This window comes from Peribacillus sp. NPDC097295 (assembly GCF_044761665.1).
GTDB lineage: Bacteria > Bacillota > Bacilli > Bacillales > DSM-1321 > Peribacillus.
This window is the reverse complement of the sequence record NZ_JBIWCW010000029.1, coordinates 1-12797: the sequence shown is the minus strand read 5'-3', so window position 1 is coordinate 12797 and position 12797 is coordinate 1. Positions and strand designations below refer to the sequence as shown.

General features: G+C 38.4%; 11 protein-coding genes and 1 pseudogene. 2 read left to right on the top strand and 10 right to left on the bottom strand.

Going from position 1 to position 12797, the window contains the following annotated elements; all coding sequences use genetic code 11:
• Positions 1-274: 274 nt before the first annotated feature.
• Positions 275-1046: pseudogene (locus ACIQXN_RS21580) on the top strand (tyrosine-type recombinase/integrase).
• 114 nt (positions 1047-1160) lie between these two features.
• On the opposite strand, the gene glnA reads toward ACIQXN_RS21580, so the two are convergent.
• The 4 genes from glnA to hflX all read right to left on the bottom strand — a co-directional run bounded on the left by glnA (position 1161) and on the right by hflX (position 5684).
• Positions 1161-2495, bottom strand: a complete 1335-nt coding sequence (glnA, locus tag ACIQXN_RS21220; RefSeq protein WP_402971471.1) for a type I glutamate--ammonia ligase — start codon at positions 2493-2495, stop codon at positions 1161-1163.
• A 38-nt stretch (positions 2496-2533) separates the two neighbouring features.
• Positions 2534-2938: a MerR family transcriptional regulator gene (locus ACIQXN_RS21215; RefSeq protein ID WP_402971469.1), complete on the bottom strand. Its 405-nt coding sequence runs from the start codon at positions 2936-2938 to the stop codon at positions 2534-2536.
• A 210-nt stretch (positions 2939-3148) separates the two neighbouring features.
• Entirely contained in the window at positions 3149-4417 is a 1269-nt protein-coding gene (locus tag ACIQXN_RS21210) for a methionine gamma-lyase family protein (protein WP_402971466.1), read from the bottom strand.
• A 13-nt stretch (positions 4418-4430) separates the two neighbouring features.
• Positions 4431-5684 carry a GTPase HflX gene (gene hflX / locus ACIQXN_RS21205; RefSeq protein ID WP_402971463.1) on the bottom strand — a complete coding sequence of 418 codons (1254 nt, stop codon included), beginning with the start codon at positions 5682-5684 and terminating at the stop codon, positions 4431-4433.
• Between the two features lie 164 nt (positions 5685-5848).
• Here hflX and ACIQXN_RS21200 point away from each other — a divergent pair, with 164 nt between their 5' ends.
• Positions 5849-6457 carry a trimeric intracellular cation channel family protein gene (locus ACIQXN_RS21200; RefSeq protein ID WP_402971460.1) on the top strand — a complete coding sequence of 203 codons (609 nt, stop codon included), beginning with the start codon at positions 5849-5851 and terminating at the stop codon, positions 6455-6457.
• A gap of 39 nt (positions 6458-6496) precedes the next feature.
• On the opposite strand, the gene spoVK is transcribed toward ACIQXN_RS21200, so the two are convergent.
• The 6 genes from spoVK to ACIQXN_RS21170 all read right to left on the bottom strand — a co-directional run bounded on the left by spoVK (position 6497) and on the right by ACIQXN_RS21170 (position 12343).
• Positions 6497-7453: a stage V sporulation protein K gene (spoVK, locus tag ACIQXN_RS21195; protein WP_402971457.1), complete on the bottom strand. Its 957-nt coding sequence runs from the start codon at positions 7451-7453 to the stop codon at positions 6497-6499.
• A gap of 312 nt (positions 7454-7765) precedes the next feature.
• On the bottom strand, positions 7766-7999 hold the full coding sequence (gene hfq, locus ACIQXN_RS21190; RefSeq protein WP_034313436.1) for an RNA chaperone Hfq: 234 nt from the start codon (positions 7997-7999) through the stop codon (positions 7766-7768).
• Positions 8000-8002: 3 nt separating this feature from the next.
• On the bottom strand, positions 8003-8989 hold the full coding sequence (miaA, locus tag ACIQXN_RS21185) for a tRNA (adenosine(37)-N6)-dimethylallyltransferase MiaA (RefSeq protein ID WP_402971454.1): 987 nt from the start codon (positions 8987-8989) through the stop codon (positions 8003-8005).
• Between the two features lie 458 nt (positions 8990-9447).
• Positions 9448-10761: a sensor histidine kinase gene (locus ACIQXN_RS21180; protein WP_402971452.1), complete on the bottom strand. Its 1314-nt coding sequence runs from the start codon at positions 10759-10761 to the stop codon at positions 9448-9450.
• A 309-nt stretch (positions 10762-11070) separates the two neighbouring features.
• Positions 11071-11526: an SMI1/KNR4 family protein gene (locus tag ACIQXN_RS21175; RefSeq protein WP_402971449.1), complete on the bottom strand. Its 456-nt coding sequence runs from the start codon at positions 11524-11526 to the stop codon at positions 11071-11073.
• A gap of 463 nt (positions 11527-11989) precedes the next feature.
• The gene (locus tag ACIQXN_RS21170; RefSeq protein WP_402971447.1) at positions 11990-12343 is read right to left on the bottom strand and encodes an ArsR/SmtB family transcription factor; all 354 of its coding nucleotides are present in this window, start codon (positions 12341-12343) and stop codon (positions 11990-11992) included.
• Between the last annotated feature and the right edge of the window lie 454 nt (positions 12344-12797).

Sequence of the window (12797 nt, the reverse complement as noted above, 5' to 3'; positions counted from 1 at the left end):
ATAGAATGACTCCCGCACAATACGGGAGCCATCTTTTAGCTGTTTAAACTATAGGTCTTTTTTTAGACTGTCCATTTTATAGGGCACAGTTCATCCAGTACCGATCCTTTTTACGAAGAAAAAACTTATAACTTTGAAAAAGATCGTGTTCGAATATTAGGAAAAGTGGTACAAGCAATAAAAATGTATGATTAATTATTAAATTTTCTATCGTTAGCAATTTAATCAACAAAGGTGGGCGACGGCCCTCCTCTTTATAAAAGGAGGTTTTAATTTGGCTAGTTTCCATAAATATAAAAAGAAAGGTTCTAATAACGATTTTTGGGAATATCGAATTGTATATAGGGATCCAATAACTCAAAAGTTCAAGGAAAAATCAAAGAAAGGATTTACTGGTAAGTCTGAAGCAAAACTAGCAGCTGAAGAAGCTGAAAGATTGATTCGTGAAGGTTATGAACAAACAGATGAACCTTTAAAGTTCTACTTAAACACATGGTTAGAAGATTATAAAAAAGGATCTTTAGCTAAAAACACCCTTGAATTGCATGAGCAAAACATTAAAAAATCATTCCTTTTTTTTAAAACATACCTTTAAAGGACGTTAGACCCGTTTTGTATCAAAAGTTCATCAATCAACTTGCAGAAAAAGGTTATAGTAGACGGACAATTGAAATAATACATCAGACTATGTTTAACTCATTTGAAAAAGCTATTGTTCTAGAAAAAGTTAAAAAGAATCCTTGTGTGGAGTTTAAATAAGAGGTAAGAAAAAAAAGAGGGAAAACCAATTTATAGAGTCAGAACATATAGCTGAATTTTTACAAGTAGCTTATAAATATGATTATATTTATTGGCTATTTTATAAGGCGCTTATTGAAATCGGATTGAGAAAAGGTGAAGCAGGAGCGAGTATGAAATATGTACAAGAACGACTAGGCCATGGCAGTATGCAGATCACTTCTGATGTATATTCACACATAAGTAAAAAGCTTGAAAAAGATGCAATGAACAAATTCGAAGAGCACATGAAGAATGTCCTCGAATAAAAACGTTTATGAGCATTACATGGGCAGTAATTATCAACCCAACAAATTTAATAAACTGCCCATAAAAAACCCCTGACACCAATGGCGTCAAGGGTTTCAATGCTATTTCTTCTATTAATAAGTAGACATATATTGTTCGCGTTCCCAAGGGTGAACTTGAGTTCTAAACATATCCCACTCGATTTCTTTTGCTTCGATGAAGTGTTCAAGTAAATGCTCACCTAGAGCGTTTTTGATGACTTCATCGGCTTTCAATGTTTCTAATGCCGCATATAAAGTAGCTGGAAGATCACTGATACCTTCCGCTTCACGTTCTTCTTTGTTCATCACATAGATGTTACGGTCGACTGGAGCTGGAGGAGTCAGATTATTTGCGATTCCGTCAAGTCCAGCTTTAAGAATAACAGCAAGTGCAAGGTATGGGTTTGCCGCTGGATCGACACTACGTACCTCAACACGTGTACTTACTCCGCGAGAAGCCGGGATACGGATTAGCGGGCTACGGTTTTTAGCGGACCAAGCCACATAGCAAGGTGCTTCGTAACCAGGCACTAGACGTTTGTAAGAGTTAACAGTTGGGTTCGTTACCGCTGTAAAGTTAGGTGCATGTTTGATGACACCGGCGATAAATTGCTCAGCTGTTTTGCTTAATTCTAATTTACCATCTTTATCGTAGAATGCATTTTCGCTTCCTTTAAATAAAGATACGTTACAGTGCATACCTGAACCATTCACACCGAACAATGGTTTTGGCATGAACGTTGCATGTAAACCATGTTTACGAGCAATCGTTTTAACAACCAATTTGAATGTTTGGATGTTATCACATGCTGATACAGCGTCTGCATATTTCCAGTCGATTTCGTGTTGACCTGGTGCTACTTCATGATGGGATGCTTCAATTTCAAAGCCCATTTCTTCTAGTTCAAGTACGATATCGCGACGGCAGTTTTCCCCTAAGTCAGTAGGTGCAAGGTCAAAGTATCCGCCTTTATCGTTTAATTCCAAAGTTGGCTCGCCTTGAGCATCTAATTTGAATAGGAAGAATTCAGGCTCAGGTCCTAAGTTAAAATTAGTGAAGCCCATTTCTCTAGCTTCAGCAAGGATTCGTTTTAAGTTAGCACGAGGGTCTCCATCAAAAGGTGTTCCATCTGTATTGTAGATGTCGCAAATCAGACGGGCAACTTTACCCTTTTCTGAGGTCCAAGGGAAGACCACCCATGTATCTAAATCTGGGTATAGGTACATATCTGATTCTTCGATACGTACGAACCCTTCTATGGAAGATCCATCAAACATCATTTTATTATCAAGTGCTTTTTCTAATTGACTAACCGGAATCTCAACATTTTTGATCGTTCCTAAAATGTCAGTGAATTGTAACCGGATGTATTTAACATTTTCTTCTTTCGCTAAACGAGTAATGTCTTCACGTGTAAACTTTGCCAATTTCAATTCCCCCTAGAAAATAGTTCAACATTAATATTTTATTGGAAAAAACGCGACATATCACCTTGGCGAAGAGATGTGCGGTTTCTAGTGCCTTGCAGTAGCTCGGCACGTAGAAGCTTACGAAGCTCTTCATCACTCAGGTCACGTCTAATTTTTTCCGCTTGCTCAAGATCTTGTGTTTTTGGTATATTCTGTTCTTTTACCGTAAAAATCTTTTTAATGCCGGCGAGATTGACACCCTGTTCGATTAAATCTTTAATCTCTAGAAGTCTATCAATATCGTTTAAAGAAAAAACGCGTCGGTTTCCGTCTGTTCTCATAGGAGTAATTAATTGATGCTCTTCATAATATCGAATTTGTCGTGCAGACAAATCGGTCAGCTGCATCACAATCCCGATGGAAAAAAGAGGCATTGAACGCCGAATGTTGTTGCCGCTCATTCTTAGCATCCTCCTTTATTTATCTTGATATAATCATATTATATGTTATTTAATATGTCAAGATGATGTCACCTTTTGTGACATATTTTTTTCAGAAAAGTAAAGCAATTGGCAACTCCATAAATATTTTGACTATTGAATCTTAGATGAATTCCAGTATTCTGGATTCATCTACATACTCAACCGACTAAAAAAGGTATACCTTCCTTTTTACAAATGTATTAGTTTTTTCTCTATTAACGAATTCACCGCGGTCAATACAGCGATTTTCACGTGGGCATAAGTTAAACCACCTTGAACATAAGCAACATAAGGGGCCCTTGTCGGACCATCCGCTGTCAGTTCAATACTTGCACCCTGGATAAATGTGCCTGCAGCCATGATTACATCATCTTCATATCCAGGCATATAAGCAGGATATGGAGTAACATGTGAATTAATCGGAGAAGCATATTGAATTGCCTGACAAAAAGCAACCATTTTTTCTTTGTCATCAAATTGGACGGACTGAATTAAATCGGTACGTTTTGCATCCCATCTAGGGTATGTATTCATCCCAATTTTCTCTAAAAAGGCAGCGGTGAACATCGCGCCTTTTATCGCTTGTCCCACGACATGAGGAGCAAGGAAGAAACCTTGGTACATTTCCTGTAAGCTATATAGGGAGGCTCCGGCTTCAGCGCCGATGCCTGGAGATGTCAAACGATACGAGCACGCTTCGACCAATTCCTTTTTACCGACAATATATCCGCCTGTCTTTACAATTCCGCCACCCGGGTTTTTAATGAGTGATCCCGCCATAAGATCTGCCCCAACATGACAAGGTTCTTGCGTTTCCACAAACTCCCCGTAGCAATTGTCCACAAATACAATGATTTCAGGATTGATTTCCTTAACGAAAGAAATCATTTCCTGGATTTCATCAATCGTAAAGGAAGGGCGTGTGGCATAGCCTTTTGAGCGTTGAATGCCAATCATTTTCGTGTTCGGTTTTATCGCTTGTCTGACGGCTTCAAAGTCAACACTACCTGATTCCAATAACGGTACCGCATCATAACCTATTTGAAAGTCGCGCAAAGACCCGACTCCCGAGCCTCTGATCCCGACAATTTCCTCCAATGTATCATATGGTTTTCCAGTTATGTAAAGTAGTTCATCACCTGGGCGTAATATCCCGAATAATGCAGTCGATATGGCATGGGTCCCGGAAATGATTTGTGCACGCACCAGTCCTGCTTCCGCGCCAAAAACATCAGCATAGATCAATTCAAGCGTGTCACGCCCGATATCATCGTAGCCATATCCGGTTGTTGGGTTGAAATGCGAGTCACTTACGCGGTGTGCCTGGTAGCTTTGCAACACACGAAATTGATTGGTTTCAATTCTTTCATCTACTTGCTTATGTAATGGAGAAATCATCGCTTCCACTTCTTGAGCGATTGTTTTTATGGCTTCTCCATGCTTTAACTGCTGATACATCCAAATTCCCCTTTTATAATGAATATTTCTCTAGCTGTCCGACTATTGAATGATCAGCTAGACAAAAACCTTTGCATTCATATCTTTCCGATTCTTCATTAAAGGAGAGAGTACGCAATATGGTTTCATTTTTCAGCTGTGATAGTAGTTTACCCTCACTTGAGGGTAGGAAAACATTATACGGTATCATTTTCTCAATTACGTACTTTTCAATTTCTTCCATGATGGTTTCCAGGTCCGATGGATCATAGGCACTGGTTAATAACGAGTCGTTACTGGAAGACCTTAAAAAGTCCGCGTGGACCCTGTCCTTCTTATTATACAACGTTAACTGTGGAATGGAAGAGACATCTAAGTCATTTAAGAGATCGTGAACCGTTTTCTCATGGTTAAAGTAATCCGAATTGGATGAATCAACGACGTGTAGCAACAAGTCCGCTTCCTTCACTTCTTCAAGTGTCGAGCGAAAGGCTGCAATCAAGGAAGTCGGCAAGTCCTGGATGAAACCGACCGTATCCGTCATCAGCACGGTAAAGCCACTAGGAAGGATTGCTTTTCGCGTCATCGGATCGAGAGTGGCAAACAGCAGGTTCTCTTCAAACGAATCGGCTTCTGTCAACCGGTTGAATAGAGTCGATTTACCGGCATTCGTATACCCAACAAGGGCAATCTGAAACGCTTTATTTCTTTTTCTTCTCTCACGATACCGCTCACGATGCTTTACAATTCCGCTTAACTGTTGCTTGATTTCGTCGATTTTCCCACGAATGTGGCGACGATCACTTTCGAGCTTCGTTTCTCCCGGTCCCCTGGTTCCGATTCCGCCTCCCAGTCTAGACATCGCGATACCTTGGCCGGCCAAACGTGGCATTAAATATTGAAGCTGGGCAAGTTCCACTTGGAGTTTCCCTTCTCTTGACCGAGCCCGCTGAGCAAAGATATCCAAAATAAGCTGTGTCCGGTCGATCACCCTTACCTGTAAATATTTAGAAAGATTACGTATTTGACTAGGGGACAATTCATCATTAAAGATGAAAAGATCGGGCTCCAATTCCTCTTCCAAGTTTTGAAGTTCTTCGATTTTTCCTTTTCCTATATATGTAGACGGATGAATCCGCTCCCTTTTCTGTGTGATGGTCATCAAAACATCGCCATTTGCCGTCTTGGCAAGCGAAGCCAGCTCTTCCAGCGTATAGCGAAAACGTTCATCGTCCTCTGTCGTTTGACAGCCAATCAATACAGTTTTTTCTTTTTCGGCTTGATTCAAAGCATGCACCACCCTTAATGGTTTTCCTCCATCATACCAAAAAAATTGACACTTATAAAATTTCCCTCAAAACAAGGCCAATAACCATATTAAAATCACAATAAACATGCTAAAATCAATTTTGACTTTACCATAAATCTGAAAAGACATAGAGGGAAAAAGATATGACATGGGAAGTATTAACCTTCATCGGAACAATTGCATTTGCCATAAGCGGAACGATCATTGCCATGGAAGAAGAGTATGATATTTTAGGAGTATATATATTAGGAATCGTTACGGCTTTTGGAGGAGGAGCGATTCGAAATCTTTTAATCGGTGTACCTGTGTCAGCACTTTGGGATCAAAGTTTATATTTCATCGTTGCCTTATTATCGATTACGATCGTTTTTCTTTTCCCTACCAATCTATCAAGGCATTGGGACAGATGGGGGAACTTCAGTGATGCAATCGGACTTTCTGCATTCGCCATCCAAGGGGCCATGTATGCAGTGGAACTGAATCATCCAATTAGCGCCATCATCGTTTCAGCAGCATTAACAGGATGTGGCGGCGGTGTAATCCGGGATGTGCTGGCGGGAAGGAAGCCTTTAGTCTTCAGAAAAGAAATCTATGCGGTATGGGCGATCATTGCAGGGTTGGTTCTAGGCAGCGGACTTTTCTCACAAGCATGGCAGTTATATACACTCTTCATTGTCGTCACTCTATTCCGGGTACTATCCTACACATATAATTGGCACCTTCCCAATAAAAAATGGGTTCCGAAAACATAAATGAGAAAGGCCAGCCTTTTATGGCGGGCCTTTCTTTTGTCATTCCTTCATATCATCCTCGAAAATGAGATCCTGGCTAGTAAGTGTTAGCAGGTCTACTTTTTCAAACGTATCCTCTATTAATAGACGCATCGCCTGCGCCCTTATCGATTTTTCAATTACATTTCGAATATAACGCCCGTTAGAAAACGATACCGGCCCACCAAATGATCGCAATACAATCAGATGCTCCTTTAGTTTCCGTTCGGCATCCCGACTCATTACATACTCCCGCTCCTGGAGCATGAGGTCGGCTATCTCCATTAACTGGTCGATGGTATAATCCGGAAAATCAACGACCAGCGGGAACCTCGAATAGAGCCCTGGATTGAGACTTAAGAAATAGTCCATTTCCCTTGAATACCCAGCAAGGATTAAGATGAATTCATGCTGGCGATCTTCCATATGCTTGACAAGCGTATCAATCGCTTCTTTCCCAAAATCCTTTTCTCCACCTCTCCCCAAGGAGTAGGCCTCATCAATAAAAAGAATGCCACCTATTGCCTTCTTAATTAGGTCACGCGTTTTTTGGGCCGTGTGACCAATATATTCGCCGACTAAATCCGCTCGTTCCGCTTCAATCAAATGTCCTTTAGAAAGGACATTCATCTTTTGAAACAATTTGCCGATCAATCGTGCAACCGTGGTCTTTCCTGTTCCTGGATTCCCCTTAAACATCATGTGAAGCGCTTGTCGACCGGTCTTCAGCCCTCTCGACTCACGCTGCTTGTTTATGTAAATCCAAGCGTATATTTCCTTAATCATGCGTTTCATTTCTTCCATGCCAACCAACGCTTTCAGTTCATCTTCTATTTCCTTGAGCGCCACATGCTGATGGGGAATTTCCTGGACCAGCAATTCTTTGACCGGCAAATCTTTTTGTAATGATTTTCTATTTTCCGCATTAAAAACGATATTGATTTGCCCGTTATTTTTCATACGGATCGGTTGTTCCAATGTCTTCACCTCTCCATCTAGTACCCTGCTCTCTTCAAAAATGATAAAGAAACAGCATGTTCATATTGCCTTGTCTTTTTTGCAGACCGTGTTCTGTCTATAAAAGTCTTTTCGACAGATTTATTTCCATTTCATCAATTCTTTTATTTACTTGTCATTTCCTGCGCTTTCCCGAGAAAAGAATCTTCCCTACATATATATATTCAAAACCCACAAGTAAAATTATCGAATCCGCGAAAAAGTTACAGGCTCTAAGCACAAAAAACAGGCCCCCTATTAGCGGAGCCTGCTATTTTACTATCATGTATAGGATTATTCCTTCACTTCGTAATCAATTTGGACATTACGCTGTGGAGCAAATGTAGATATAGCATGTTTGTATACCAATTGCTGCTTACCTTCAGATTCGAATAACACGGTAAAGTTATCAAATCCTTTAACCTGGCCCCTGATTTGGAAACCGTTTAATAAGAATACCGTCACATACGTACCATCTTTTCGTAACTGATTAAGAAATTGATCTTGAATATTTACGGATTGCTTCATGATTTAGTCCTCCTCTTTTCTCTCTAAATTTATGTATTCGCCTTCATAGAAAAGCTTTCCTGCTACAAACCCAGATATTTCATTTATTTTTTTTGTAAAACCTTCGATGTCCGTCATATTAAACCAGATTACATCCATTTTATTTCGGAACCAAGTCAATTGCCGTTTCGCATATCGGCGCGAGTTTTGTTTCAAAGAATCGATGGCTTCGTCTATTGAAGCCCGGTCTTCAAAATAGTCATAAATCTCTTTATAACCAATAGCCTGTATCGATTGGCAATCCCTTAATCCTCGATCATAAAAATTTTGAACTTCATCAAACAATCCTTCCTCCACCATCCCATCAACTCGTTGGTCAATTCGTTGGTATAATTGGTCCCGATCCATCGTTAAACCGATTATGCATGTATCGTATTTCATTTCTGTCGGTTGTTGATTCATCTGATCACTCATCGTTTTGCCTGTACAATGAAAAATCTCAAGTGCACGAATTACCCTTCTTACATTATTAGGATGTATTCTTTTAGCACTTTCCGGGTCCACACTCTGCAATTGTTCAAAAACAGCTTCAATTCCTTCTTCTTTTACCTGTTTTTCGAGCTTCTCCCTATAATGAGGGTCAGAAGGTGCTTCAGAGAAATGGTAATCATAAATAACTGATTGTATGTATAAACCTGTTCCTCCTACAATGATCGGAAGTTTTCCCCTACTTTGAATATCCTCGATGCAAGCATTTGCCCGCTTCTGGAACTCAGCCGCACTGAATGGTTCATCCGGTTCCTTTATATCTAGTAGATAATGGGGAACCCCGTCCATTTCCTCACTTTTGATCTTTGCAGTTCCAATATCCATTCCTTTATACACCTGCATAGAATCTCCACTGATTATTTCACCATTAAAACGTTTAGCCATCTCAATGCTCAGTCTCGTCTTACCTACAGCGGTTGGTCCAATAATGACCAGAAGTTTTCCTTTTTGTTGTTTCAACATTATTCACTGCCTTATATGATTTTTTTTTATCTTATCACAAAACCCCACAAAAGCAGTTAAACATCTAACCATTATGTCCATTCCTTATTTATTTATTCACGTCATTGAACGGAAGTATTGGCTCTTCATGTCGCACTTAATTATTTTTCATGCGATACTACTTTTTCTCTTAAAAAAACTTATATAGAGGATGAATGAAGATGCGTTATCACGCTGACAAAAAGAAATTATATACCCCTAAAAGAGGCCTGGTAAAGATGATATATCAAGAAACCTACCGTCTTGCCTATTTTCCTTGTTACATATGGACTGGATGTAAAGTATAGTTTCTTCTATAGTAAAGCATTCGGTGCTTTATCGATTCATGCGAAAAACTGCACCTCCCATTGTTAGATTGTGTCTAACAATGGGAGGTGCAGTTCACAACCGGTCTATTCGTTTATTTTCCTATTATAAAATCATTCTACAGGTATCAAGACTGTTACACTCGTTTCGTTATCATTTGAATCCACAAAAATTTCTCCGTTATATCTTCTCACTAAATCTTTAACGATAAATAAGCCTTGACCACGCTCTTTTCCCTTTTCTTTCTTTTTGGTTGAATATCCGCTTATGAAGATATTTTCTTGATCTACCAAAGGAATCATAGGTCCTGTATTCGTAACAGCAAACATATACTTCCCTTCCACGGTTTTACAAGCAATATTCATTCGACGGTCTTGCTCAGGTAATTCAGTGGTAGCTTCTATGGCATTATCGATTACATTCGATAATAATTTAATTAAATCTGTCGTTTTGATGGTGTCAAATGAGTCAGGAGAAATATCAAGCCTGATGTCGATATTATAATTTTGGGCAGATAGCCTTTTGGTTTCCAAAAGTACGGACAAACCTGGGTGGGTTACGTCTAATTCCATGGACTCTATGGAATGAACTTCTTTAGAGAGACTGGTTAAATACTCTAAAGCTTTTGCACTCTCCTCTAGTTTTAAGAGTCCGTGTACAACTTGAACGTGGTTCGAGAAGTCATGCCTTAGGGAACGAACAGAAGCGATGAGCGATTGAAATTCCGTTCGATATGTATCTTCCGTATCCACGACTTCCCGTTTCATCTCCTTACGATACCATTTTTGTATGAATATAAAAGCAAACACTAGGATAATAACAAAAGCTCCAGAATAAATAAGGTTAAAAGTACTGCTTTTAATAACCTTATCGCTGATAGCATGAATGGATTCAGCACTCACATCTATTCCCAAGGCGCCTATTACTGTACCGTTATCATCTTTTATCGGCACTCCAACTGTCATATACTCTCCATAAACAGGATCATTAAGAATATTAGTGATGAATGTTTTCCCCTCATATGCCCTTCTGACCTGTTTTTCCGGGACAGTACAAGGCATCCCAATTGCTATATCTTCGTCTTTGAATCCTTCTGAGAGACTCGCAATCATGACTCTGGATTTTATTGGGTTGTCCACTTCTAGGGTATATACATGAAGGGCCCCAATATTTTCACGTGCCTGTTCTAAGTAGTTTTGGATATCTTTATATTCTTGGTTCTTTACTCGGGTTTTGAGAAAATGTTTATATGCTTCTTTATCCAACGAATTGGAAATGGACTTTGCGGATATTACATTCTGATTGGCCATAGACCTTTGGACAGAATGTTGAATACTCAAATAAGAAGTAAACATATTTAAAAGAACAAATGCAAGTAACAAAAGGAATATAAATAAAAGGAATATTTTCACCTTTTTATTTCTCATAAGTTTCGATATACCCCATCTCTGGAAGTTAAAAGTTTGCCAAGCTACTATAATATTACTATAAAGATAAGGAAAGAAATATAGTAAACTCGTAATATTACATTCAAGATAGGTATATTTAATCACATTTTAACCGGATAATAAAATGTCTTAATATTATAATTACTAAAGCCCATTGATCTAATAAAATAAAGCATTGATTCCGCCCGCCCAACTTATTTGGCGGGAACTACCTTAATCCAGCTGTGTACCTGCTTAACGAAAAATCCTTGAGAGGTTTTTAACCAATCAAGGAGTCCACAGACATTATTATATTTCCTCTGGAATCTTCAAGCCCTCAATAAATGATTGAAAGCTTTCTGCCACTTTGTAAATGTTTTCATCCTGGCTCGATGGATCCGCATACCATCCCTGATCCCAAAAGTAGATTCCTTGTTCCTCATCATTGTCCATTAACAGGATCTTCCCTACATAAGTATCTTTACCGATTACGATGCAATTGGTATGTAAACCTTCTTTATGATCTTCTTGTATATTCTGTAAGTCAAGTTGTTCATTATCAATATCTAAGCCGTATAACACATCCAAAGACACAAGCGTATCCAATGCCTCGACATAAAACTTAGCATATTGGACACTTGTATTCCCCCCGTTAAATTCAAGGAGAAATTGCTTATAATCAGCAGGGATTGCAAACCCGACATGTCGCTCAAAGTTATTGACCGCTTCCTTCGTTGCTTTTCCATATCCAGTGATATTGCTCATCTTATCAACTCCAATTTTTTTATTATAAAACCTAAGCGAGCGTTTTTAAAAAAAGCCTACCTTTTACTGATATCTAATATTTTCTTTTACAATTTAGAAACAAATATAATGTATCCAGAGGTAATTCCGAGGATTCAAACCAAATGCAGACGTCTTTTTATACAATAAATAACAAATAATCACAATTGTACTATACCATGTAGTTATTCATAACTCCGGGGAAAATAGTTTGTTTTATTGAATTCCTAGCCTTCTCGGAACAGGGACTCCCAAAAATAACTGTCACTCTCTCCATATTTAACCTATACCACTTTCTTAAAATATATTAACATAATATCACTAATTTTTTTTAGTATTTTCTGAAAAAACAAGAAAAAAAAGGAAGTTAAAAATTTTAATTAAGATTGAATAAAGGTTGACACAGTCCATGAAATAGTAAGACTATGTCAACACTCTTACAATCTTAATACAACTTATGTCTGTTTTTATCCTCATTTTCACTTATTTTATCTAACATTATTATCGTATCTACCAAATGATTATTAAATATTTGACGTGCTATAGAAAGAAGCTCCACAATCATGGGATCTCTCAAGGAATAAACGACCCTATTCCCATCTTTCGTACCGACGACAATATTTTTTCCCCGTAAAACGGTTAGCTGTTGAGAAACTGCTGAACCTTCACTACCAATAAGGCTTTGAATTTCATTTACATTTTTATCTCCTTCTGACAATAACTCAAGAATTTTAATTCTCAAGGGATGTGCAAGTGCCTTAAAAAACTCCGCTTTAAATTGTTGCATCTCAAGATTCAATGATAATTCCCCTCTTCAAAAAAATTAAACAATGGGATCTGTCCCATCTTTAAAAAGCAGTACCTTTTGTATGATATGTATTTTCCTAATAATAGAATGTTCAGTTTGCTCTGCAAGAAAGACAGTGACTCTTTCACATTATATATACGAATATGTGGACAATCATGCATACATATATGTAACTATTCGACTATTGGGATTTGGCAAAACTTTTTCAGTTACCATTGTATCACTCAAAATCCAGCAATTTATAAGTTTTCAAATTCATATGGCATTACATACCGAACCTTCTTGAACGGATTGTATTAAATAATCTCTGTTTTTTCCGTTCATGAATGCAAAATAAAGAGGCACCTAACCAGGTGCTGCACCCCAAAAGTTAGAGTTAAAAACTAACTTTTGGGGTGTTTTTTTTGGTGAAATATAATACGGAATTTAAATTCAAACTTGTTCA

Coding starts and splice junctions, on each gene's coding strand:
- ACIQXN_RS21215 (WP_402971469.1), bottom strand. CDS start 2,938: ATGAGCGGCAACAACATTCGGCGTTCAATGCCTCTTTTTTCCATCGGG.
- ACIQXN_RS21210 (WP_402971466.1), bottom strand. CDS start 4,417: ATGTATCAGCAGTTAAAGCATGGAGAAGCCATAAAAACAATCGCTCAA.
- ACIQXN_RS21200 (WP_402971460.1), top strand. CDS start 5,849: ATGACATGGGAAGTATTAACCTTCATCGGAACAATTGCATTTGCCATA.
- hfq (WP_034313436.1), bottom strand. CDS start 7,999: ATGAAGCAATCCGTAAATATTCAAGATCAATTTCTTAATCAGTTACGA.
- miaA (WP_402971454.1), bottom strand. CDS start 8,989: ATGTTGAAACAACAAAAAGGAAAACTTCTGGTCATTATTGGACCAACC.
- ACIQXN_RS21180 (WP_402971452.1), bottom strand. CDS start 10,761: ATGAGAAATAAAAAGGTGAAAATATTCCTTTTATTTATATTCCTTTTG.
- ACIQXN_RS21175 (WP_402971449.1), bottom strand. CDS start 11,526: ATGAGCAATATCACTGGATATGGAAAAGCAACGAAGGAAGCGGTCAAT.